Below are 22,814 nucleotides of genomic sequence, written 5' to 3'. Positions count from 1 at the left end.
GGCTTACTCCATCTCCTTGCGGGCGTTGCGCACATTCCACACCAGGATCGGAGCAACCAGCAGCATAATCACCATGGCCGAGGCTGATCCGACGCCCCAGTCATTTGCCCGAAACAGCTTGTCGTACATGTAGTTGGCCAGCACCTGTGTCTCCCACTGGCCGTTGGTCATGGCAAAAACGATGTCAAAGACCTTGAGCACGGTGATTGTGATTGTCGTCCAAACAACAAGGATTGTTGTTTTGATTTGGGGCACCTTGATCTTGAAGAAAATCTGGAACGGATTCGCGCCGTCCAGAATGGCTGCTTCGATGGTTTCTTCGGGGATACCGCGCAGAGCAGCCGACAGGATGACCATGGCAAAACCGGTCTGAATCCAGACCAAAACGATCATCAGGAAAAAGCTGTTCCAGAACGGGACCGTCAGCCAGGTTTGCGGTTCGGCCCCACCGAAAAAGATATAGAGCGCGTTTAGGATGCCAATCTGGTCTTGTTCTGCAGGACGCGCATCATAAACCAGTTTCCAGATCACCGACGCGCCCACAAAAGAAATCGCCATCGGCATGAAGATCAGAGATTTGGCGAAGTTGCCCCAGCGGATCCGGTCAGTCAGTTGCGCAACAAGCAGACCAAAGGCTGTGGACATGGCTGGTACGACGATCAGCCAAAACATGTTGTTGCGCATGGCCTCCCAAAATTTGGGCTCAGCCGCCATCTGTGAGTAATTGTCCAGACCCACCCATTTGTACCCGCCGCCGGGCACACGCTCCGTGATTGACAGGCGCAGTGTTTCAACAACCGGATAGGCCAGATACAGCCCCAGCGCAGCAAGCGCAGGGAACAGAAACAGCCATGGCCGGATCATGTTGGCCCGGTTGATGTTGCGCCCCGCATTCGGCCCGTGCGGCGGGAACAGGACTTTGTCTAGAAACTGGTTGGAGAGGTAGAAATAGCCCACGCAACCCGACACGCCGATGGCGATCGTCAGCAGGCCTTGAAGTGCCGGTGTCATGGTGCGCTCATCCGTTTGGCAAGCAGGGCGATCCTAAGACCGCCCCAGCGGTTGATCACTTGGCTGCGTCCCAGGACGACTGGATTTCGCCGGCCACGGTGGCTGCGTCTTTTGCACCCGATGAATAATCTACCATCCCGGTCCAGAAGGTACCGGCACCAACGGCACCTGGCATCAGGTCAGACCCGTCAAAGCGGAAGGTGGTGGCATTGGTCAGGATTTCACCCTGCCCGCGCTGGGTGTCGTTGGAATAGTTTTCGGGGTTCGCACCAAGATGCGGTGTCAGGAAGCCGTCTTGCGACATCATGATCTCATGCGCAAAGGGTGTCTTTAGGAACTCCATGAACGCTTCGGCGGCAGGGTTTGGGTTGGTGACTGTAAACAGCGTTCCCGCCCCAAGTACCGGAGTACCCAGATCCTTTTCGGCATATGCCGGGAAATAGAAGAAATCAGCATCAACGCCCAATTCGGTGCCCTCAGGGAAGTACGCCGGAATAAACGACGCTTGGCGGTGCATCATGCAGGCCGGGGGGCTGTCGAACAAACCCTTGGGGCTGTCGCGGAAGTCAATCGCGGCAGTGTCGTCTGCATCCCCGACAACATAGTCGTCGTTGCGGGTAAAGCTGCCATATTCCTCAATTGCGGCGATCACCCGAGGATCGTCAAACTTCATCTCATTCGACACCCACTGGTCATAAACTTCCGGTGGCTGAGTGCGCAGCATCAGGTCTTCTACCCAGTCAGTCGCAGGCCAACCGGTTGCGCCTCCTGAAGCCAGACCAACGCATAATGGGGTTTCGCCATCTTCGACCATCTGGTCCATCAGAGCTTTGAACTCTTCCATGGTCTCCGGTACTTCGTATCCAAAATCTTCAAAGTTCTCGGGGATGTACCAAACCAGAGACTTGACGTTTACGTTGAAGAAAAAGCCATAGAACTCGGCAGCGCCTTGATCATTCTCGAACGTGCCCAGATCGACCCAGGACTGACCTGCAGCAAAGTTATCTTTGATCCAGTCAGCAGACCCATCCGCAAGTGGCGTCAGGTACCCCTGCTTCGCAAGGTTTGCCGCCAGACCAGGCTGTGGAAACACTGTCAGGTTCGGCGCCGAGCCCGCCGCTGCATCAATGAGGATTTGTTGCTCAAGCGAATCTGAACCTACGTAGCTGGAGTTTGCGCCTGTTGCTTCGTCGAAATACGCAACAAGGTTCTCAAAGGATTTGCCCTCACCCGCTAGCCAGGGGCCAAAGATGGTCAGGCTTTCCCCGGACAGATCGTTAGCATCGGCAAAGGCCTGGAACCCGTCCCAGTCAAAGCTGCCTTCACCTGCGGCGTGGATCAACTCACCCTCCGCCTGAACCGACCCAGCCATCAGGGCGAACATCGCCGCACCTGCATAAAGCGAGTGTTTCATCTAATCCTCCTCCCGAATTTTCACGCGCTTAAAGACTCACTTTCAAAGCGCTTTGGATGCGACGTGTTATCCGCTAACACTTTCATTCTGTCAATCATTTGCTGCCTTATGCTGAAAATATTAATAAATTTGGCTATAACGGTAAAACAAGTTGACGGGCGCTCAAATTGGCCACACAACAAATGTTGCAGATAATTGAAGGCGCTTTGAATAGCAAAATGAACCTGAAGCAGCTCTCGGAAATCCTGGGCCTTTCGCAAACAACGGTGAGCCGCGCGCTGAACGGATATCCGGAGGTCAGTGAAGGAACGCGTGTACGTGTGCAAGCCGCCGCGCAAAAACATGGATATCGCCCCAACAGCCGGGCGAAAGGGCTGGCGACAGGGCGATCCATGGTCATCGGTCATGTGATCCCCAGTTCGTCGCAGCATGAAATGGTGAACCCCATCTTTGGCGACTTTGTTGCCGGTGCCGCGCGGAAATATGCGGAATATGGCTACGACTTGATGTTTACCAACGCCGACGACACTTCGATCGAAGAAGCCTATCGCAGTCTTTTTCAGCGGGGTGCGGTCGATGGCGTTGTCCTGCAGGGGCCGAAAGTAAATGAGCCTCGGATCGCTGTTCTGAAACGCATGGGCGTGCCGTTCATCGTGCATGGGCGTTCGACTGGCGTAGATACGCCTTACGACTGGATCGACGTGAACAACAAAAGCTCGTTTCTACGGGCGACGCGGTTTTTGATTGATTTGGGTCATCGCCGGATCGCCTTGATCAATGGCCTGGAAGATATGGATTTCGCACAGCGCCGACGCGCCGGGTATCTGGAAGCGCTCAAGCAAGCTGGCCTTGCCGCCGATCCCGAACTGATGCGCAGCGCAGAGATGACGGAAGTGTATGGCCATCACGAATCGCGAGGTATGTTGCAGCTTGAGAATCCGCCAACCGCCATATTGGCGTCCTCGATGATTTCCGCCATAGGAGTAAGGCGTGCCTTGGATGAAGCGGGCTTGAAGATGGGGCGCGATGTTTCGGTCATAGCGCATGACGACGACTTGTCTTATCTGAAGAACGGTCAAGACGTTCCTATTTTCACTGCAACCCGATCATCCGTCCGTCACGCCGGGGAAATGGCGGCAGAGATGTTAATTGAACGGATCAAGTTCCCCGATGATGCGGCCAAATCCAAATTGCTGGAGGCTGAACTGGTTGTCGGACGCTCAACTGGCCCTGTGCCCAACAGGACGTAACAAAGAATGAAATACACTCGCTCTGACTTCCCAAAAGACTTCCTTTTCGGGGTCGCAACCTCAGCTTATCAGATCGAAGGGCATGCACAGGGTGGTGCCGGGCAAACACACTGGGATACGTTTGCGGCCTCACCTGGAAACGTGGTTCGTGGAGAAAATGGCGATCTCGCCTGTGATCATTTGAACCGGTTCGAACAGGATTTCGATCTGGTGCGCGAGGCGGGGTTTGACTGCTATCGGTTCTCAACCAGTTGGGCGCGGGTGATGCCGGAAGGTCGCGGGCAGGTAAATCAGGCCGGTTTGGATTACTATGATCGACTTGCCGACGCGTTGCTGGAACGCGGAATACGGCCCTGCGTAACCTTGTATCATTGGGAGCTGCCCTCGGCCCTGGCGGACCAGGGGGGGTGGCGCAATCGCGACATTGCAGGATGGTTTGCAGACTTCACCGAGGTCATCATGGGCCGCATCGGGGACAGGATGTACAGTGCCGCACCGATCAACGAGCCATGGTGTGTCAGCTGGCTAAGCCATTTCGAAGGTCATCACGCCCCGGGCCTGCGCGACATCCGCGCAACGGCCCGCGCGATGCATCACGTTTTGCTGGCGCATGGTCGCGCCATTCAGGCCATGCGTAGTCTTGGGATGAGCAATCTGGGCGCGGTGTTCAACCTCGAATGGGCAGACCCGGCCGATGACAGCGTCGAGGCGCGGCTTGCTGCGGACCGGTATGATGCGATTTACAATCGGTTCTTTCTTGGTGGCGTCTTCAAGAAACAGTACCCCAAACTGGTGTTGGATGGGCTTGAGCCACACTTGCCATCTGGTTGGCAGGACGATTTTGAAACGATTGGGACTCAGGTCGATTGGTGCGGGTTGAACTACTACACCCGAAAGTTGATTGCCCCGAGCGATACCGCGTGGCCCAGTTTGACCGATGTTCCCGGACCACTGCCAAAAACGCAGATGGGGTGGGAAATTGACCCTTCCGCCCTGACCCGATTTCTTATTCGAGCACAGAAGGACTATACGGGCGGGCTACCAATCTATATCACCGAAAACGGAATGGCGAGCGCAGAGCGCGTGCGGGATGAGGACCGTATCGAATATCTTGATACACACCTTGCAGCCGTGCTGGACGCTTTGGCACAAGGTGTTCCGGTTAAAGGCTATTTTGTCTGGTCTCTGCTGGACAATTACGAATGGGCCTTCGGGTACGAGAAAAGGTTTGGACTGGTGGACGTGGATTTTGAAACTCTGGAAAGAACGCCCAAAGCGTCGTTCGCGGCGCTGAAATCCGCCCTTTCAGAGGGGCAGAACGTCTCTCTTCCGTTAGCGCAACCATCTGGTTCTGTGCATGAACACTGGAATTTGGTTGCAGACATTGGCGGAACAAACACCCGTCTTGGCGTTGTGACAAATGGCGAGCTAACGGACCTGCGCAAGCACCCTACGGGCACATTGGACGATCTGCTGAACGCATTTCACTCTCTGCGAGATGAGGTTGGCACAAATCCTCAGGCGGTCGTTGCTGCTGGGGCTGGTCCTGTAAGAAACGGAGTCATCCGTCTTACAAACGCTAATCTGGACTTGTCCGAGGTTGAACTGGCGCAGGCGACCGGGGCGGAGCATACTTTTGTTATTAATGACTTCACAGCGGCAGCTTGGTCAGTTGCTGACGTCAAACAGAACGAAGTTTCGGTTTTGCAAGGTCAGGCGAAACCGCCTGTGGGCACGCGTTTGGTGGTTGGCCCCGGCACTGGGCTTGGTGTCGGAGCTTTGTTGTTTTCTGAAGGGCATTATCACACGGTTTCCGGCGAAGGCGGCCACGTGGGACTGTATCCGCGTCACCGCGACGAGGTAGAGATCTTTGAAGCAGCCCGCCGAATTGCACCTGAATGCTTTTTCGGGAACAGCCTGGCTCTGGAAGCGGAAATGTTCCTCAGCGGAACGGGCTTGCCCATCCTGTATCAAGCCGTTGGATTGGCGGCTGGAAACGCACAGCCTTCATTGCGCTCTGCCAAAGAGATTTTGGCCGAAGCCCGCGATGCCTCGGACCCCATCGCAGTCAAAACAGCGCAGATGTTCACCACGCATCTGGGCGCACTTATGGGCGACATGGCAGTTACTCTGATGCCTGCCGGTGGGGTATTTCTTGTGGGCGGCGTCGCCGAGAAAAACCGTTGGCTCTTTGATCAGGACTTTAAGGATGCGTTCAACGGCGGTGGACGTTTTAGTGAGTTGCGAAAGTCATTGAACCTGTACGTCTCAGAACAAGCCGAATTTGGCATCATTGGTGCAAACAACTTTTGCAAGAACGCCCTCAAGCGTTAAGCGACGTGCCCCACAAGAACTCCAGGAAAGGACTGTCGAATGATCTTGTGTTGCGGGGAAGCCCTGATTGATATGATCGCCGAGCCGACAGTTTTCGGTGCGCACGGCTTTGTTCCGCATACCGGCGGGGCGATCCTGAATACAGCAGTCGCCATGGGGCGTCTAGGCGTATCTGTGGGGATGCTGACGGGCATTTCAACGGACATGTTCGGCCAGCAGTTGATCACCGCATTAAACGCCAGTCACGTTGATACATCGCATGTGATCGTCTCGGATCGCCCCAGCACACTTGCCTTTGTTCAACTTCAAGATGGGCACGCAACCTACAGCTTTGTCGATGAAAACACGGCTGGGCGTATGTTGACGCCGGAAGAAATGCCAGATCAGCTTCCAGCAGTCTCTGCTTTGTATCTAGGGGGTATTAGTGTGGCGTGTGAGCCCTGCGCGGATGCCTACGCGTCATTGTTGAAGCGTCATGGTGGCGAACGTGCGGTGATGCTGGATCCGAACATCCGTCCGGGCTTCATCGAGGATCAGGCCCGGTTTCGAACACGCCTGAACCACATGATCGCGCAATCCGATATCGTCAAAGTTTCCGACGAGGATCTGGACTGGATCATTCCCGGTACCGAGCCCGAGTCGGCGAAAGCCGCGTTGTTGTTGCGGGCCGGGCCAACGGCCCTGATAGTGACCCGGGGCGGTGATGGCGCACATGGGTATCTGGCAGATGGATCAAAGGTTTCGGTGCCGGTGAAACAGGTGCAGGTCGTAGACACGATCGGTGCCGGCGATACGTTCAATGCTGGTGTGCTCACCGCACTCAGCCGTGCTGAGAAACTGACCAAACAAGGCGTGCGAAACCTGACCCCAGAAGCGTTGCGCGCGGCCATGGAACTGGGAGCCGAAGTCGCCGCTGTAACCGTATCCCGTGCCGGGGCCGAGCCGCCCTGGGCGCATGAGCTTTAATTCTTGGAAAAACCAATGAAACGATCCGAAATTAACCGCATCAAGTCCGAAGCGCAGGCTTTCATACAATCCTTTGGAGCCGTGTTACCACCTTTTGCCGATTGGTCGCCCGATCAGATGCGAAGTCCTGTAGCTGAAACGATCCGCAGTCGGGGGCTGGGCTGGGACATCACCGATTACGCTCAGGGTCGGTTTGACGAACTCGGCCTGTTCCTCTTCACTCTGCGCAATGGTGAGGTGAATGATCTGAAATCAGGTCGCGGGATGTTGTATGCGGAAAAATTGCTGATCTCGAAAGATAAACAACTGTCTCCGATGCATCGTCACATCGTAAAGGCCGAGGACATCATCAATCGCGGCGGGGGTGATCTGGTGCTGGAGATTTACGCATCTGACCCTGACGGGGGCATCGACCGGAACACGCCAGTGACGGTACCCAGCGATGCCTGCCCTGTTACGTTGCAACCAGGTGAGCATTTGCGGCTGAAACCGGGGCAAAGCGTGACCCTTATGCCGGGTGTCTGGCACGCATTCTGGGCAGAACACGGCGATTGCCTTATTGGAGAGGTTTCGACTGTGAATGATGACCGTACGGATAATGTCTTCGAAGATTCCATCCTTCGGTTTTCACAGATCGAAGAAGACGCTGCGCCGGACTTCTTGTTGGTTTCCGACTATTGATATCAACCAGGCTAGAACCGGCCAACGTGAATGTGAGCCGCGCCCAGATGTTTTGGATCGGCTCGACTGCTTCTCCTTCTTGACAAGTCCAGCACCGCCAGCCTAGCTGAGTTGGATGGTTCCGAAAGGGATGAAAATGGGAATACGGTGCGGCGCTGTATTGCGCCAAGTCCGTGACTGCCCCCGCAACTGTAAGCGGAGAGCGACGCCACTGCGCCACTGACCCCGAAAGGGTTGGGAAGGTGGGCCAAGCTTTGACCCGCAAGTCAGGAGACCTGCCATCCGATGTTTAACCAACCCGGGGCGGGGCGTCCTGGAAGGAGGCTTTGATGGCACGGTTTTCGCGTGTTTCCATTTTTGGCACCTTCTGTCCGCGCTTGGTTTCAAGCAGAGCGGACAATGCAACAGGTGACTGATAGCTTTATCCTCAACCCCAATACCTATTGTGCTGTGGCCTCGCGAAAAGATCGCGATTCTCAAAATAGTAATGTTATAACATTGTATTGTAGTTTGATCAGCGGTAACCGGTGCGCACAATGACGAAAACTGCAGATCATTTCCTACTTGTATGCACGACATGCACAGGCGCGATGTCCACCGATCAAGTGAGTGGCGCATTGGCGCGAAAACTGCCCGAAGGGTTTGCAATCCGGGAGGTCGCGTGCATGGCGGGCTGCGACCGGCCAACCACCGTCGGTTTTCAGGCACCGGGCAAGGCGCAGTATTTGTTTGGTGACATCGTTTCGGAACAGGATCTGGATGCAGTGGTGGAATTCGCCGGGCAATATCAGCTCAGTTCCGATGGTTGGACAAACGCAACTGACCGCCCGCTAACACTGTTCACCAAAACCTTGTCGCGCATGCCTGCCTTGCCATCGCAGAGGCCGTCATGAGTTTCCTGGCTGTCGAAAACCTAGAATATTATGCCTTGAACGGTGATGTGCTGCTTCAGGATGTGTCCTTTGGCTTGGAAGAAGGATCAATTCTGGCGATTGCGGGACCGAATGGGGCTGGGAAGACTACGCTGCTCAAGCTGCTTTGCGGAATCGAACGTATTGCGCTGGGTGATGTGCAGATAAAAGGTCAAAGCCTGCGCACCTTGTCGGCCCATGAACGCGCGCGGACGATCGCTGTGGTTGGCCAACAGGAAATGCCGGATAGTCGGTTGCGATTGCACGACTATGTTGCACTTGGCCAAATTCCGATCAAGGCTGACAAGTCCGCGTCTGAGCACAGGGAAGATCTTGACCGGGTTTTGGAAACAACGGGTTTAATGCACCTTTCCCGCAAACCTATGGGTCAGCTATCGGGGGGTGAGAGGCAACGGGCGCATATCGCACGTGCGCTGGCTCAAAACCCGTCTCTGTTGTTTCTGGACGAGCCGACCAATCACCTAGACCCGGATGCCAAGGGGCACATGTTGTCTTTGGTCGCTGAATTGGGCGTGACGGTTGTCATGATCGTCCACGATCTGGTCATGATCCCGGAATTTGCCACTCATGTGGCGTTAATGAAATCAACACGTCTGACAGGGTTTGGCCCTGTCAACGATGTTCTGACAACGGATCGTGTCCGCGACACGTTTGGAGTGGATTATCTGTGTTTCCAGCATGAGGGCCGCATGATCCCTGCTCTGGATATTCGAAAACGTAAACTGTCATCATAACAGGAGCTTACAATGATGCAGAAACTCTGGCCTGTGGCTGTGTTCACTGGCCTGGCAAGCGGCGCAGCCGCGGATGCCATTACAGTGGACAATTGCGGCGAGCCACTGGTTTTTGAAACAACGCCAGAACGGCTCGTTGTTCACGACATGAACATGACTGACATGGCGTTTGCTTTGGGTCTGCAAGACAAGATCGTCGGCCTGACCGGCATCACAGGCTGGTACAAGACCAGCCCGGATTTTGATGCACAGCGCGGCGACATCCCCGAGTTGGCTCCGAAATATCCTACAGTTGAAAACCTTGTCTCTGTCGAACCCGATATGTTTTTCGCTGGTTGGTATTACGGAATGCAGCCAGGTGGCGAAGTGACCCCAGACACGCTGGAACCCTTTGGCATCAAGACCATGGTCTTGACCGAAAGCTGCGTGCACCTGAACAAAGACCGCCCCGAAGCCAGCATGGATCTGCTGTTTGACGACGTCCTGCGTTTGGGCCAGGTGATGGGTGTCGAGGCTAAGGCGGAAGACCTTGTCTTGGGCTGGAAAGTCCAGTTGGATGCCCTTGAGGCAAAAACCGCCGATCTGGATAAACCTCGTGTTTTCCTGCTGGACGGGCCGGCAGATGCGCCTTTTACCGCAGGTAAATTCGCCATCCCGGACGCCATGATTGCCGCTGCGGGGGGTGTAAACGTCACACATGACATGGATACCAGCTGGGGTCGCACCTCTTGGGAAACCGTGGCAGCCGCAAACCCGGAATTCCTGGTGCTACTGGACTATCAAACAGGAAATGGTGCAGAAGATACCTTCCAGTTTCTGAAAGATCATCCTGTCATGTCACAAACCGATGCAGTCAAGAACGCGCGCTGGATCGGCCTGCGTTACGAGGAATTGACACCCGGACCGGCAAATATTGAAGCCATTGAAAAGATGGCCAATGCGATGCATCCGGAGACCAACTGACATGGTCCATTTGGGCCGATCGATCTTGCTGGGGGCGGTCATTCTGACCGCCCTTTTGCTGCTGTCTACGATCTATGGCACAACCTCGATCCCAATGGCCGAGGTCTTTACCGCCATTGGCTTGGGGACCGGCCTGACAGAAGGTGAAATGTCCCCGGTGCATCGGATCGTTTTCGACCTTCGCCTCCCCCGAGCCTTGTTCGCCGCTGTGATCGGCGCAGGGCTGGGCGTAGTTGGCGTGGTTTTGCAAACAACCACGCGCAACGATCTGGCCGATCCGTTCCTTTTTGGCCTGTCCTCGGGGGCGGCGGCTGGGGCCGTTCTTGTCATAACGGTCACTGGCGATGTGCTGGGGGTCTGGACCCTGCCTTTGGCGGCGTTTTGCGGGGGGCTAATAGCCTCTGGCATTGTTCTGGCTCTGGTTCAGGGTTTGCGCACAAGTGCGCCGGAAAAGCTGATCCTGGCCGGTTTGGCTGTGTCTTTCCTGTTTTCCGCGATTACAAATTATTTGATTTTTTCCGGCGACAGTCGTGCGGCGCATTCGGTTATCTTCTGGATGCTGGGCGGATTGGGTCTTGCCCGATGGCAGACCTTTCCACTGGTCCTGACCGGGCTTGCCCTGATCCTAAGCTACGCGCTTTATCGCAGTCGCTGGCTGGATGCCCTTTTGACCGGAGATTTCACTGCGTCGTCACTGGGAATTCCCGTCCAGGGTCTTCGATTCCGAATGTTCTTTGTGGCTGCGTTGGCTACGGCCAGTTTTGTGTCCGTGGCTGGTGTCATCGGATTTGTTGGGCTGATGGTGCCTCATATTGCGCGCGGCATTGCTGGTACGCTGCACCGAAACCTGCTGATTACCTCGGCCATCGTAGGGGCGATTCTGCTGACGCTGTCGGATATTCTGTCCCGCCTGCTCTTGGCCCCACAGGAACTGCCCGTGGGTATCGTGACAACGTCTATCGGGTCTCTTTTTGTTTTCCTGTACCTGTTCAAATCCGCGCGTGGTGACTGACCTCAGACACCGTCCTGCGTGTCCGATCCATGCGACAAGAGCTCTTGCACCAAAGGGTTCGGGAACCGGCGTTTGAACGTGATCGCGTGGAAGTTTTCCTTGATTTTCGGGTGCTCTTGCGCCTCGACCAGACGACCCGAAATCAACTCATCCTGAACAACGATCGGAGCCACCAGAGCCAGCCCGATATCCTCCCGTGCAAGCAGCCGCATCATCGCCATGTCGTCCACCTCGGCTGCCACCTGAGGGCGCACCGACATGCGGCTGGCCATGGCATCAAAAGCCGTGCGGACACTGTTGTTCGTTGTGGGCAGGATGAAGGGTTGTTCTTCCAATAGATCCCGTATTGAACGTGTCGGTTTCAGACGATCGGGGGTTCCGACGATGCTCACCGGTTGTTCGGCCAAATGATGAGTGACAAAGCTGGTCAAACTGTCGCTTGCGGGTTCGTGGTTCATCAAGACCAGGTCGAAATTCAGCGTTTCGAGCCCCTCCAGCAACTCGCTTGGGCTACCGGACCTTAAAATAACCTCGACGTCTGCGCGCGCCAAAATGGGCCGCAAAAAACGAATCTGAAAGTTGCGAGAAAGGGTGGACTGTGCCCCAACCCTAAGAGCTTGCCGCGTATTCCCCGCGTCCTGCAAGGTTGCCACAAGTTCCTGACCTGTCGCAAAAATCGCATCGGCGTGGTCCAGAGCGATATGTCCGGCTTCGGTGAGATGCAGCTTGCGGCCCCGGCGTTCAAACAGCGGATGACCAAGCCGGTCTTCCAGTTCTTTTATCTGCACCGACAAGGCCGATTGAGAAAGATTCAAACGCTGCGCCGTGCGGGTCAAGTTCCCGTCATGAGCGACGGCCCAGAAGTAGCGCAGGTGATGATAGTTGAGCGGCATATCGTTCTATTTATATGAACGAAACACATCAAACAATGTATTTTTCTTATGTTGCACTGCGAAATATGTCGAACGGAACAAGTCGAGTCAGTATCGAACGTCAAGGGACACACGCATGAGTTACCTGCTTCTACCCCTCCTAAGTCCAATGATCTTGTTGGGATCTGCATATTACTGCAGCCGACATCCGGGGATGCGTCCGGGCAATTTGCCGAAAGTCGCAGAATGGGCGGCCCTGGCGGCATTTGGCGTGTCTGCCTTGGCGGTCATGCTGCTAATTGCAAAAGGGTCCGGGACCTCGACGATGATCGGCTTTTGGGGAGTGGGCCTTTCGGTCCGGTTGGATGCTGTAAGCGCCACAATGTTGATTCTGGTCAGTTTCATTGGCTGGATCGTATTGCGGTACTCTGCAACATACATGGACGGAGAACCAAGGCAGGGTGCCTTTAGCGGTTGGATGTCTGTCGCGCTGGCCGCCGTTCTTTTGTTGGTGATGTCCGGCAACATCGTCCAACTGCTGGTCGCCTGGATTGCAACAAGCCTGGCACTGCATCAACTGCTGCTGTTCTACCCCGAACGTACCACGGCACAACGCGCAGCGCGCAAAAAGGCTGTTGTGGCGCGAATCAGCGAAGTTGCGCTTGGTCTGGCCGTTGCCTTGCTGATCATCGGCTACGGCACCACCGACATCGCTACGATCCTGTCAGAAGCACAGCCGACAGTAACCACAATTGTCGCCGCCCTGTTCATCGCACTGGCGGCCGTACTGGCTTCGGCCCAGTTCCCGGTCCATGGGTGGCTGACCGAGGTGATGGAAGCACCAACCCCGGTCTCGGCCCTGTTGCATGCGGGCGTGATCAATGCGGGCGGGTTTCTATTGATCCGCTTTGCGGATGTGATGCTGGTGGCTCCTGGAATTATGGCCTTGTTGGTCATGCTGGGCGGTTTCACCGCGCTGTTCGGAGGCTTGGTCATGCTGACGCAGCCCGCGGTCAAGACATCCCTGGCGTGGTCAACAATTGCCCAGATGGCGTTCATGATCATGCAGTGCGGTCTTGCCCTGTTCCCGCTGGCGCTGCTGCACATTGTGGCGCATTCGCTCTACAAGGCCCACGCCTTCCTGAGCGCGGGTGAAGCTGTGCGCAACGTGGCCGCCATTCGCCGTCCGGGGCCGGTGGCAGTACCAAGTGCCCGCAATGTATTGCTGGCCTTTGCAACCGGCATTCTGATCTATGGTGCGGTGGCTTCGGTGTTCGGAATCGACGGGAAATCTGTTCAGGCCATTGCCTTGGGTGTGATCCTGATCTTTGGCGTCGCCTACCTGCTGGCGCAAGGCTTTGCGGATGCAGCGCCCGGTGCGCTGACCCGGCGCACTGTCATCTATGCGGGTGCAACATCGGTCAGCTACTTCGTTCTGCAAATCGCTGCGCAGAATCTAACGGCGGGCACCCTGCCGCCTACGCCTGCTGCAGGACCGCTGGAATGGGCTTTGATCGTTCTTGCGCTCATCAGTTTTGGCGCCGTGGCGCTGGCCCAATCGACCTTCCCGCTCTGGGCCTCGCATCCGGCGGCGGCGGGAATGCGGGTGCATTTGTCCAATGGACTTTATGCCAACGCAATCTTTGATCGGCTGCTGGACGGGTGGTCCACGCGCCGGACTGTGTGAAAAGGGGATCAGATATGTATATGAAACACGAAAGCTATCCTGCTCCGCTTTTGGAACTAGTCGCGATTGCTAATGACGCTGTGCGTCAGATCCCTCCTCTGTTTCCGCTGTCTGCGAATGTCGCTGTGAACCCCTTTTTGGGTCAGACAGGGGATACCCTCGCTGTAACGGCCGCACGTCTTGGCCGTGTTGCCGGTGTGCGCATCACCCCTGACAGGCGCATTATGGCCGAGAAGTTGAACTCGGGTGAGATGACCGAAGGGGATCTGCTTGAGGCGATTTCGCATGTAGAAAGTCGCTTTGATCCTCCGGGGCTTGAAGAAGTCACAGCCGCTTTGACGGATGATGCCGCACCTCTTGCCCCGTTTCCGACGGTGGCGGAATTGGCCGCAGATGTGTCTGGCATCGACTGGCCCGGTTTAATCGAAGAACGTATCGGAGCTTGGGCTGCCAGCCATTTTGACGAAGGCCAGGCCCTTTGGCAGCCCAGCCGTGCCGGCGGTGCGTTCAGTGCATGGCGGGAGTTCGCATCGCGCGACCTGACACCTGAGATCAATGGGTTGAAAGGCTTTGGCGCATTTGTGGCGGCCACCAACCGTTCGCAATGGCGCGCCATCGGGCGGGCCTCGGAAACGCTGGGCGTGACGCCTGACGCGGCTGGAACAACATTTCATCGTTGGCTAGTCACGCTTGGCGGTTGGGCGCAATACGCGCGCTATTTGTTGTGGAAGGCCGAGCTTCAGGGTCAGACCGACACAACAACGGCGGAGTTGCTGGCCATTCGGATGGTATTTGAAGAGGCCCTGTTCCACCAATACCGTGATCAGATTTCGGCGCGTTGGCTGGAAACCGTCGCAATGCACGAGACCCCGATCACTCCGTCCCGTGACATGGTGATTGATGCCATTCTGCAGGATGCTGCGGAACGGGCTCAACAGCGCAAGCTGGGTCAGGTTTTGGCTAGTCGTCAGCCACGGGCGACCGAGGGCCGCCCACTGGTGCAGGCTGCGTTCTGTATCGATGTCCGGTCCGAAGTTTTTCGCCGGGCGTTGGAAGCACAGGACTCGGGTATCGAAACCATCGGCTTTGCCGGGTTCTTCGGGTTGGCCAGCGCACATAAATGCGCGGGATCAGACGTGACCGAACTGCGGGGTCCGGTTCTGCTGAACCCCAATGTTAAGTCCAAAGCAGCAGAAGACACACTGTCCGACCTGGATCGTCGCTATACGGCCCGTGCCAAAAGGGCGTGGGGGCGGTTCAAGCTGGCCGCTGTTTCATCCTTTGCCTTTGTCGAGGCGACTGGTCCGATATACGCTGGTAAATTGTTGCGGGATTCGCTGGCTGCGAGTGGTAGTGGGAGCAAGTTTGACCCTGCGCCTAAACTGGACCCTTTAATGGATCTGGTCACGCGCATCGATACCGCCAAAGCCATTCTGGGCGCGATGTCTCTGACAGATAATTTCGCGCGCATCGTGATGCTGGCGGGACATGGGGCGGACGTCACCAATAACCCCCATGAAAGCGCGTTGCAATGCGGTGCCTGCGGCGGTCACGCGGGGGATGTAAGCGCCCGGCTACTTGCCAGCCTGCTGAACGACAACCAAGTACGGGACGGACTGCGGGACAAAGGGATCGACATCCCCACTGACACGCTGTTTCTGCCAGCGCTGCACAATACCACGACAGATGGCGTTACTCTGTTTGATCAGGATCACCCCGCGGGATTGTGGGCGCCGCAGATCGCTCAGCTGAAAACCTGGTTGGCAGAAGCCGGACGCCTCTCACGTACCGAGCGTGCGGCCCGGCTGCCTCGGGCCCATGGGGGCGACGATATCGCCCATCGCGCCAAGGATTGGGCAGAGCTTCGACCCGAATGGGGTTTGGCAGGGTGCCGCGCCTTTATCGCAGCGCCGCGAAGCCGGACTGACGGGACCGGTTTGGCCGGGCAGTCCTTCCTTCACAGCTATGACTGGCGCTCGGATGATGGGTTTGGCGTGCTAGAGTTGATCATGACCGCCCCGGTTGTCGTGGCCAGCTGGATCAGCTTGCAATACTATGGTTCGACTGTCGCGCCGGGGTTATTCGGTGGGGGCAACAAGTTGCTCCACAACGTAGTCGGCGGGATTGGTGTTGTTGAAGGGAACGGCGGCGCTTTGCGTCCGGGGCTGCCCTGGCAATCAGTTCATGATGGCGAGGCGTTCCAACACGACCCTCTACGTCTGTCTGTGGTGATCGAAGCCCCACGTGAGGCCATGAACGCCATTCTCAAGCGCCACGCCAATGTCAAAGCGCTCTTTGACAACCGCTGGCTTCACCTGATCGCGATGGACGAAAAGGGTGATCTGGCATGGCGTTACACGGGTGATCTGGAATGGAGCCCAATTGCCAAGACGACTGGTTATGAACAGGCCATAGCAGCCGAATGACCAAGACCATGAAGCCAAGGCCCGGCGCATTCTGCCGGGCCTCTATCCGTGTATCAACGCCAGTAGGTTAGCACGTAATTCCGGCGTCGCCGCAGAAGCGACCGTGCATCAGACTTCAGTTTCAAAGCCCTACGCTGCCAATCGGTCTTCACACCACCGGCTGCCGCAACAAATGGCGTGACTGCCAGAAATGCTTAGGGTTGCAGATCAAAATCCACCACAGCATCCACATGCACCGCAGCCAACAGCGCATAAGGTTAACAGTCAGAGGTAAACCGACGGTTCTGCCAAGCCTGCATCAATCGGTCGAACAGGTTCGGATGATCGCGCTGAATCTTGTCATCTTTGTTCACAGACAGGATCGACTGATCCAAACGCGTTTGCTGCGGGGTCTGAATGGGCTGGCCATTCTTTGTGGCCCCCTCCCCCATGACACCCACAAATACCTCATCCAAGGCAGGCCTTCCAACCAACCCTAGCCTAGGCTGTCCCTCAACCGGATATGCACACAGGAAGCCAAACAACGGGTGCCGCCAACTGGATCAATGAACCACATATGCCGACCGTCTCCAGCCTCCTGCCCGTGTTCCTCACCAAAGCTTCCATGCTCGGGGAAATGTCGTTTCAAGTAGGACCGAACCTCAGCTTCAACCGGCTTGTCGGCTTGCGTCACAGGGCGTTCATCCAGCTTGAGTTCAACACTCAGAGATCCACGAAGGAACCGCATCCCGTTCGTGGATCCAATATTCGCCATCTGAATGGAGTGTTCTTTAAGCGTATGTGTGACAACCATTTCAATACTTTAGGATGGAAGCACCTGTGAGATTTCAAAGACGGGTTTCATCAATTGCTGTAAGCATGCGCTGCAGCCGCACCCGGCGATTTGAAGTTCTGTCGGGCGGTGCCGTCAATGCCGAATCCAGCTTTAGGCTTCATGAACTGCAAGAAACCAATCTGGCGCGTATTGCTGCTCGGAATGCGCAGGTCCAGATCGTGGTAACTGACGGGAAAAGCCGGGTAAGTGCGCGCTGGTCACTCTGGATTCAGACAGACATATCAATCTGCTTTTTACGGACCCTCACCCGTCAAAGGGCATTTGCCAAATGTTGTTTGCAAACGAAATGGTTTGGTGGTCGCCGAATAGCCGCTTACTGCTTTTGGGCAATGATCCAAACCGGGTGATATGTCAAAGACACCCCGTCATCCGTCGCAAAGCTTCGTACATAGTCTTTCTCAAACCGGGCCAGAGTGGACTTGGTCCACGCCCCTTGCGCGCGACCGTTCACCCCGGTTCGGCGCAAGTATTTCAAAACGTCACGCGGAGTTTCGAAATATGATGGCCGGATGCGTTCCCCGGCGGTCAAAACCCGCATTGACCCCTCAATGGCCGCGACAAGGGCGTCTGCCCCGCAAAGGCCAGGCGCCTGGGCTGTTGATCCGATGCTTGTCAGTTCTTTGTATTGCTGAGGTCCAAATCCTGAAATGGCCAGCCAGCCACCGGGGGCCAATGCATCGACCGCCTGCTGTAGCAGCCCGGTCGGGTCGTCCATCCATTGGATCATCGAGGCTGAAGCGATCAGGTCGATCTGGCCGGGCCATTGCACCATACGCACGTCGCCTGCGATAAATACGGCCGCTTCGGCGTCTGCCGTTGCCTGGGCTTGCGGCGCGATGTCGTTCAGAACAAGGTCAGGCAGATCGAAATTTTGCCGCAACGTCCGGGTGAGATGCCCGGTGCCACACCCCATTTCGAATGCGGTGCGAAATTGCCCCGGTGCGCCCACACGGCGCAGTTCAGAAACCAGTTTATCAGCAACCCACGCCTGTTGGCTGGCTGTGTCGTGATAGGTGTCAAAGCTTCTGCTAAAGCTGCGTTGGACCTTATCTGCCGGTTGCGCCGTCATGACAGCCACTCCGCCCAATTTTGGCCTGACCCGAAGGGTACATGTGACCCTGCAACACGTTTGACCGAAGCTGAGGTCTCCGCCCAGGCAGCCTCTTGCGCCTTCGTTGGAATGATACGGTCCCGATCGGGTATCCACACCAGGTCAAACCCGGGATTCAGGGCCGATCCGCGACGGATCACTGCGTGAAGCTCTTGTTGCGCTGCTGCGAGGTCAAGCTCTGGTGCCTCAACAGACAACCCCGCGCGGCGGCAAAACTTGGAAAAACTGGAGGTCGTCAGCTGATCCGCCGTCGCCCGTATCATTTCGGGCGCAATCCCACGGTCCGGACAGGTCGGATGCAGGGTGCCACTGACGGCAACAAGCCGGTCGGGGCGAAACTGAGTATTAGCCAGCCAATGCGCGGCAGATGCCACGCCAAAGGAAAACGCGAGCATGTCGACACGGTCAAACCCTGTCAAATCAGGCAAGGGGTCATCAAGCTGGGTGTAGTCATCAACCAACAGAACAGACGCGCCACCGGATAGACCCAGGAACGGTGCAGCACCAAGCGCCCAACCCCCGAACACAAGGATCAGAATGCCGTCGCCTGATTGCTCCAGCCACCTGTGTTTCATCCCTGCCCCCCGGCCAGCGCGACCATTGCACTCGTGACCTGGCTGAGCTCGTCAGGAGAGATTACGTAAGGGGGCATGCAATAGATGTTGCGCGCAAAGGGGCGTAGCCACACTCCGGTCTTTGGGGCCAGCCGGTGGGCGACAGAAGGATCAACCGTATCCTTCATTTCGATAACGCCGATGGCACCAAGGACTCTGACATCCGCTACGCCAGGCAAAACGCGAGCTGGCTCCAGTTCGGTGCGCATCTGGGCCTCAATATCAGAAACCTGCCGTTCCCAGTTCCCCTCGGCCAGCAGACGAAGGCTTGCCGATCCCGCGACACAGGCCAGAGGGTTGGCCATGTAAGTCGGGCCGTGCATGAACACGCCTGCCTCACTGTTGCCGATGCCATAAGCCACCTGCTCGCTGGTAACCGTTGCCGCGAATGAGATATGTCCACCGGTCAGCGCTTTGCCCAAGCACAAAATATCAGGTTTGACGTCAGCGTGATCGATGGCGAACAGCTTACCGGTGCGGCCAAAGCCAGTTGCAATCTCATCAAAGATGATCAGCACATTGTGGGCATCGCACAAGGCACGTGCCGCGCGCAGCCATTGTGGGTGATAGAAATACATACCACCGGTGCCCTGAACCACAGGCTCAAGGATCAGGGCCGCCAGTTGGTCGCCTTTTTCGGCAAGCAAGCGCTCCAGCGGCTCCAGCCCGTTCTGTACCGAATCTGCGGGCCATTCGTCACCCAACCGCACGTGCGGGCGCGGCAGGAAGTGCTGGATCGACAAGGCTCCGCGGAACAACCCGTGCATACCGGTGACCGGGTCGCAGACGCTCATCGCCTTCCAGGTGTCGCCGTGATAACCGCCCCGAATAGTAGCGAACTCGAACTTGCCGCTGCGGCCATGTGCCATTTGGTACTGCACAGCCATCTTCATCGACACTTCGACCGAAACCGAACCGCTGTCACAGTAGAAAATGCGATCCAGCCCTTCGGGCAGCATGTCGATCATCCTGCGCCCCAGATCAATGGCTGGATGATGCGTCAGCCCCCCGAACATCACATGGGGCATCTTCTCCAATTGGTTCTGCATCGCAGATGTGATCTCAGGGTGTTTGTGACCGTGGATCGCACACCACCACGAGGACATGGCGTCGATCATCTTCACGCCGTCTTCCCGGTACAGATAAACGCCCTCGGCCCGGTCGATCAGGTGCATCGCGCCGGGATTGGCGACGTTGGTATAGGGGTGCCACAGGTGGCGGGCGTCAAACTCAAGCGGGGTCACAAGAACCTCCGAATGGTGACAACGTCAATTTCTGAGAAGGCATCTTTCAGGGTTTGCTGTGTCAGTTCGCTTAGAACCGGAAGGCGCCCAAGGTGACGGACATTGCTCATCTCTACGATGGTTTGTTCAACATCCGGCTCAGCCTCACCGACAAAGGCAACACCCACAACCTCACATCCAGCGCCACGCAAGGCCATCAGAGACAATGTGGTGTGGTTGATCGTTCCCAGCGCCGTGCGTGCGACCAGCACAACCGGGGCCTGCCACTGGGCAATCAGGTCCAGGTAATAGGACTGGCGGTTCAGCGGCACCATCAGGCCCCCTGCCCCCTCAACGACCAGCGGCCCGTCAACCTGCGGCACAGCAAGGCGCGACAGATCAATCTCAACACCCATGTCTTCGGCAGACAGATGGGGTGAGGCCGGCAGGTTCAGGCGATACGCCTCAGGCAAAACTTCCGCACCGGACAACAATCGGACGGTTTCTGTGTCCGTCGCATCTTCCAAACCCGACTGAACGGGTTTCCAATACCCTGCATTCAACGCTGCGGTCAGACCAGCGGAAAAAACGGTTTTTCCGACGCCCGTGTCGGTTCCGACGACAATCAACGCGCTCATGCGGCCTCCGATTGATGGCTGGCGATGGTGGCAAACAGCGCCGAGATATCCTCGTGGGTCACATTTCCGGTGATCGACACACGCAGTCTGGACGTTCCCTTGGGAACGGTGGGGGGGCGAATACCCCGGATGTCAAAGCCCTGTTGCTGCAAGGCAGAGGCCGTCGCCATCGTTCTGGCCTCGTCACCCAAAATAACCGGGATGATCTGGCTGGTCAGGGCCGAATCCGGCAGTCCTGTTTGCCGGGCCACGTGATGGGCATGACGCAGACGGTCATGTGCAGCAGCGACCAATTGAGCGTTGGTCGCCAATTCCCGCAAAGTTGCCCGTACCAAGGCAGCGTTCAAAGGCGAAGGCGCGGTTGCAAAGATAAAGGGCCGCGCGCGATTGATCAGCGTATCAATCATTACACGCGGACCACATATCAGACCGCCCGAAACGCCCAGACCCTTGCCGCAGGTATGGAGTGTCAGAACCTCCGCGCTCAGACCATGCGCCAGACCTTTGCCGTTCAGGCCAAAAACGCCAGTGGCGTGTGCTTCATCCACGATCAGTACGGCATCGGCCTCGCGCGCCAAGGAGGCAAGATCCTCCAGCGGTGCAAGATCGCCTTCCATGGAATACACGCTTTCCACTGCGATCCAGATGTGGCCCGATCCACCCGTCGACTGCCACTCGGCCAGAACCTTGCGTGCATCTTCTACGTCATTGTGGCGAAAGGCACGCAGATCCGCGCGGCTCGCACGCATCCCTTCATGGGCACTGGCATGGACCAGTGCGTCATAAAGCACCAGATCTCCGGCTGCTGGCAGGGTGGAAAAGATTGCTTGATTGGCCTGAAACCCTCCGCCCATGAAAAGCGCGGCTTCAGATCCAAAGAATGCGGCAGCTTCCTGTTCAAGCGCCTCGTGTTCGGGGTGATTACCCCGTAGCAGGCGCGAGCCACCAGAGCCAACCGGCACACCGCGCGCCAAGGCAGCCTTTGCGGCATCTTGCAACAGTTTTGACCCCGCCAAACCCAGATAATCGTTCGACGCAAAATCCAAACCCTGCGCAGGGATCAAAGCCCGGCGGCGGTGCCGGGCTTCAAGCGCATCAAGCATGGATTCCAGTCGATCGACTGCTTTCATTCGGCAGCTTCCGTGCGCTTGTGGTCTTCCGCCGTTTCAGCCTGAATGCCAAGTTTCGCAAACAGGATCGAGTCGGTGTCTTCCTCGGGGTTTTCCGCAGTCAAGAGCGTTTCGCCCACAAAGATCGAGTTGGCACCGGCGAAGAAGCACATCGCCTGCATCTCGTCGCTCATATCGCTGCGTCCGGCAGACAGGCGAACATAAGATTTGGGCATCAGAATACGGGCGGTTGCGATGATCCGCACAAAGTCGATGGGATCGATCGGCTCTGCATCGGCCAACGGCGTGTCAGCCTGCGGCATCAACATGTTGATTGGAACCGAATCCGGCGGAGGGGTCATGTTGGCCAGGGTCAGCAACATGTCGATACGGTCGCCGGTATGTTCGCCCATACCCAGTATACCGCCCGAGCAGACCTTGATACCGGCTTCCTGCACCCGGTTCATCGTATCGATCCGGTCCGAGAAAGTGCGGGTGGTGATCACTTCGGAGTAATAGCGCTCAGAGGTGTCGATGTTATGGTTGTAGTAATCCAACCCGGCGTCGCGCAGCTGGACGACCTGAGTGTCATCCAGCATGCCCAGTGTCATACAGGTTTCCATACCCATCGCTTTCACGCCTTCGACCATCGCAACTAGGGCAGGCATGTCACGCGGTTTGGGTTCGCGCCACGCAGCACCCATACAGAACCGAGTTGCGCCACCATCCTTGGCTTTCTTGGCTTCGGCCAGAACGCGCTGAACCTCGATCAGCTTGGACGCCGGAAGGGTTGATCCGTTGCGGGCCGATTGCGAGCAATAGGCGCAGTCCTCGGCGCACCCACCGGTCTTGATCGACAGGAGTTTTGACGTCTGGACCTTGTTGGGATCAAAGTTCTCGCGGTGCACGGTTTGCGCCCGAAACAGAAGATCCATCAACGGAAGATCATGAACAGCTTGCGCAGACTTTCGGGTCCAGCCGGAATGAGGGATGATCATTTTA

At 56.7% G+C, this 22,814-nt stretch carries 21 protein-coding genes, 1 pseudogene and 1 riboswitch; of the genes and pseudogenes, 11 read left to right on the top strand and 11 right to left on the bottom strand.

Translation table 11 applies throughout. The features are described from left to right. Positions 1–3: 3 nt before the first annotated feature. Positions 4–1,011, bottom strand: a complete 1,008-nt coding sequence (locus GOV85_RS08560; RefSeq protein WP_171176951.1) for a carbohydrate ABC transporter permease — start codon at positions 1,009–1,011, stop codon at positions 4–6. A gap of 55 nt (positions 1,012–1,066) precedes the next feature. Continuing rightward, a complete protein-coding gene (locus tag GOV85_RS08555) occupies positions 1,067–2,425 on the bottom strand; it encodes an ABC transporter substrate-binding protein (protein WP_171176949.1) in 1,359 nt (452 codons plus the stop codon). A 218-nt stretch (positions 2,426–2,643) separates the two neighbouring features. Between GOV85_RS08555 and GOV85_RS08550 the strand changes: the two genes are divergently transcribed. The 9 genes and pseudogenes from GOV85_RS08550 to GOV85_RS08515 all read left to right on the top strand — a co-directional run bounded on the left by GOV85_RS08550 (position 2,644) and on the right by GOV85_RS08515 (position 11,297). After that, complete coding sequence (locus tag GOV85_RS08550) at positions 2,644–3,675, top strand: LacI family DNA-binding transcriptional regulator (protein WP_171176947.1); 1,032 nt, start codon at positions 2,644–2,646, stop codon at positions 3,673–3,675. Positions 3,676–3,681: 6 nt separating this feature from the next. Further along, positions 3,682–4,983, top strand: a pseudogene (locus GOV85_RS21590) (GH1 family beta-glucosidase); the annotation flags it as partial. 45 nt (positions 4,984–5,028) lie between these two features. Further along, a complete protein-coding gene (locus GOV85_RS21585) occupies positions 5,029–6,009 on the top strand; it encodes an ROK family protein (RefSeq protein WP_348540082.1) in 981 nt (326 codons plus the stop codon). A gap of 39 nt (positions 6,010–6,048) precedes the next feature. Then, positions 6,049–6,975: a carbohydrate kinase gene (locus GOV85_RS08540; RefSeq protein ID WP_171176943.1), complete on the top strand. Its 927-nt coding sequence runs from the start codon at positions 6,049–6,051 to the stop codon at positions 6,973–6,975. 15 nt (positions 6,976–6,990) lie between these two features. Then, positions 6,991–7,656, top strand: coding sequence for a D-lyxose/D-mannose family sugar isomerase (locus GOV85_RS08535; RefSeq protein WP_171176941.1), 666 nt, complete (start codon positions 6,991–6,993; stop codon positions 7,654–7,656). Positions 7,657–7,755: 99 nt separating this feature from the next. Then, positions 7,756–7,954, top strand: a riboswitch (cobalamin riboswitch). 238 nt (positions 7,955–8,192) lie between these two features. Beyond that, entirely contained in the window at positions 8,193–8,549 is a 357-nt protein-coding gene (locus GOV85_RS08530) for a DUF1636 domain-containing protein (protein WP_171176939.1), read from the top strand. Further along, positions 8,546–9,322 (top strand): ABC transporter ATP-binding protein, encoded by a 777-nt coding sequence (locus tag GOV85_RS08525; protein WP_171176937.1) that lies wholly within the window; start codon positions 8,546–8,548, stop codon positions 9,320–9,322. The genes GOV85_RS08530 and GOV85_RS08525 overlap by 4 nt, the downstream gene beginning before the upstream one ends. A 12-nt stretch (positions 9,323–9,334) precedes the next feature. Then, on the top strand, positions 9,335–10,285 hold the full coding sequence (locus GOV85_RS08520) for an ABC transporter substrate-binding protein (protein ID WP_245223154.1): 951 nt from the start codon (positions 9,335–9,337) through the stop codon (positions 10,283–10,285). Between the two features lies 1 nt (position 10,286). Then, positions 10,287–11,297 (top strand): iron ABC transporter permease, encoded by a 1,011-nt coding sequence (locus tag GOV85_RS08515; RefSeq protein ID WP_171176935.1) that lies wholly within the window; start codon positions 10,287–10,289, stop codon positions 11,295–11,297. Positions 11,298–11,299: 2 nt separating this feature from the next. Here the strand turns inward: GOV85_RS08515 and GOV85_RS08510 are convergent, their stop codons facing one another. Beyond that, a complete protein-coding gene (locus GOV85_RS08510; protein WP_171176933.1) occupies positions 11,300–12,190 on the bottom strand; it encodes a LysR family transcriptional regulator in 891 nt (296 codons plus the stop codon). 115 nt (positions 12,191–12,305) lie between these two features. On the opposite strand from GOV85_RS08510, the gene GOV85_RS08505 reads away from it, so the two are divergent. Continuing rightward, positions 12,306–13,856, top strand: a complete 1,551-nt coding sequence (locus GOV85_RS08505; RefSeq protein ID WP_171176931.1) for a proton-conducting transporter membrane subunit — start codon at positions 12,306–12,308, stop codon at positions 13,854–13,856. A 14-nt stretch (positions 13,857–13,870) separates the two neighbouring features. Next, a complete protein-coding gene (locus GOV85_RS08500; protein ID WP_171176929.1) occupies positions 13,871–16,282 on the top strand; it encodes a YbcC family protein in 2,412 nt (803 codons plus the stop codon). A 257-nt stretch (positions 16,283–16,539) separates the two neighbouring features. Here the strand turns inward: GOV85_RS08500 and GOV85_RS21580 are convergent, their stop codons facing one another. The 8 genes from GOV85_RS21580 to bioB form a co-directional block, all read right to left on the bottom strand. Further along, a complete protein-coding gene (locus GOV85_RS21580; RefSeq protein WP_371809162.1) occupies positions 16,540–16,755 on the bottom strand; it encodes a hypothetical protein in 216 nt (71 codons plus the stop codon). A gap of 2 nt (positions 16,756–16,757) precedes the next feature. Beyond that, on the bottom strand, positions 16,758–17,036 hold the full coding sequence (locus GOV85_RS21575; RefSeq protein ID WP_254442976.1) for an inositol monophosphatase family protein: 279 nt from the start codon (positions 17,034–17,036) through the stop codon (positions 16,758–16,760). Between the two features lie 394 nt (positions 17,037–17,430). Next, positions 17,431–18,186, bottom strand: coding sequence for a methyltransferase domain-containing protein (locus GOV85_RS08490; RefSeq protein WP_171176927.1), 756 nt, complete (start codon positions 18,184–18,186; stop codon positions 17,431–17,433). Further along, positions 18,183–18,803, bottom strand: a complete 621-nt coding sequence (locus tag GOV85_RS08485) for a pimeloyl-ACP methyl esterase BioG family protein (protein WP_171176925.1) — start codon at positions 18,801–18,803, stop codon at positions 18,183–18,185. The genes GOV85_RS08490 and GOV85_RS08485 overlap by 4 nt, the downstream gene beginning before the upstream one ends. Further along, entirely contained in the window at positions 18,800–20,086 is a 1,287-nt protein-coding gene (bioA, locus tag GOV85_RS08480; protein WP_171176923.1) for an adenosylmethionine--8-amino-7-oxononanoate transaminase, read from the bottom strand. The genes GOV85_RS08485 and bioA overlap by 4 nt, the downstream gene beginning before the upstream one ends. Further along, on the bottom strand, positions 20,083–20,703 hold the full coding sequence (bioD, locus tag GOV85_RS08475) for a dethiobiotin synthase (protein WP_171176921.1): 621 nt from the start codon (positions 20,701–20,703) through the stop codon (positions 20,083–20,085). The genes bioA and bioD overlap by 4 nt, the downstream gene beginning before the upstream one ends. Then, positions 20,700–21,833 (bottom strand): 8-amino-7-oxononanoate synthase, encoded by a 1,134-nt coding sequence (locus GOV85_RS08470; protein WP_171176919.1) that lies wholly within the window; start codon positions 21,831–21,833, stop codon positions 20,700–20,702. Before GOV85_RS08470 ends, bioD begins: the two co-directional genes overlap by 4 nt. Further along, positions 21,830–22,810 (bottom strand): biotin synthase BioB, encoded by a 981-nt coding sequence (bioB, locus tag GOV85_RS08465; protein WP_171176917.1) that lies wholly within the window; start codon positions 22,808–22,810, stop codon positions 21,830–21,832. Before bioB ends, GOV85_RS08470 begins: the two co-directional genes overlap by 4 nt. Positions 22,811–22,814: the final 4 nt, after the last annotated feature.

The organism is Ruegeria sp. HKCCA4633 (genome assembly GCF_013034605.1).
In the GTDB taxonomy this organism is placed as follows: Bacteria; Pseudomonadota; Alphaproteobacteria; order Rhodobacterales; family Rhodobacteraceae; genus Ruegeria.
This window is presented reverse-complemented; position numbering and strand designations above follow the sequence as displayed.

Excerpts from the sequence above, each read along its gene's own strand:
- GOV85_RS08550 (WP_171176947.1), top strand. The coding sequence starts at position 2,644 with ATGAACCTGAAGCAGCTCTCGGAAATCCTGGGCCTTTCGCAAACAACG.
- GOV85_RS08560 (WP_171176951.1), bottom strand. The coding sequence starts at position 1,011 with ATGACACCGGCACTTCAAGGCCTGCTGACGATCGCCATCGGCGTGTCG.
- GOV85_RS08515 (WP_171176935.1), top strand. The coding sequence starts at position 10,287 with ATGGTCCATTTGGGCCGATCGATCTTGCTGGGGGCGGTCATTCTGACC.
- GOV85_RS08525 (WP_171176937.1), top strand. The coding sequence starts at position 8,546 with ATGAGTTTCCTGGCTGTCGAAAACCTAGAATATTATGCCTTGAACGGT.
- GOV85_RS08490 (WP_171176927.1), bottom strand. The coding sequence starts at position 18,186 with ATGACGGCGCAACCGGCAGATAAGGTCCAACGCAGCTTTAGCAGAAGC.
- bioD (WP_171176921.1), bottom strand. The coding sequence starts at position 20,703 with ATGAGCGCGTTGATTGTCGTCGGAACCGACACGGGCGTCGGAAAAACC.
- GOV85_RS08555 (WP_171176949.1), bottom strand. The coding sequence starts at position 2,425 with ATGAAACACTCGCTTTATGCAGGTGCGGCGATGTTCGCCCTGATGGCT.
- GOV85_RS21575 (WP_254442976.1), bottom strand. The coding sequence starts at position 17,036 with ATGGCGAATATTGGATCCACGAACGGGATGCGGTTCCTTCGTGGATCT.
- GOV85_RS08535 (WP_171176941.1), top strand. The coding sequence starts at position 6,991 with ATGAAACGATCCGAAATTAACCGCATCAAGTCCGAAGCGCAGGCTTTC.
- GOV85_RS08500 (WP_171176929.1), top strand. The coding sequence starts at position 13,871 with ATGTATATGAAACACGAAAGCTATCCTGCTCCGCTTTTGGAACTAGTC.
- bioB (WP_171176917.1), bottom strand. The coding sequence starts at position 22,810 with ATGATCATCCCTCATTCCGGCTGGACCCGAAAGTCTGCGCAAGCTGTT.
- GOV85_RS08520 (WP_245223154.1), top strand. The coding sequence starts at position 9,335 with ATGATGCAGAAACTCTGGCCTGTGGCTGTGTTCACTGGCCTGGCAAGC.
- GOV85_RS08470 (WP_171176919.1), bottom strand. The coding sequence starts at position 21,833 with ATGAAAGCAGTCGATCGACTGGAATCCATGCTTGATGCGCTTGAAGCC.
- GOV85_RS08505 (WP_171176931.1), top strand. The coding sequence starts at position 12,306 with ATGAGTTACCTGCTTCTACCCCTCCTAAGTCCAATGATCTTGTTGGGA.
- GOV85_RS08485 (WP_171176925.1), bottom strand. The coding sequence starts at position 18,803 with ATGAAACACAGGTGGCTGGAGCAATCAGGCGACGGCATTCTGATCCTT.
- GOV85_RS08540 (WP_171176943.1), top strand. The coding sequence starts at position 6,049 with ATGATCTTGTGTTGCGGGGAAGCCCTGATTGATATGATCGCCGAGCCG.
- GOV85_RS08530 (WP_171176939.1), top strand. The coding sequence starts at position 8,193 with ATGACGAAAACTGCAGATCATTTCCTACTTGTATGCACGACATGCACA.
- GOV85_RS08510 (WP_171176933.1), bottom strand. The coding sequence starts at position 12,190 with ATGCCGCTCAACTATCATCACCTGCGCTACTTCTGGGCCGTCGCTCAT.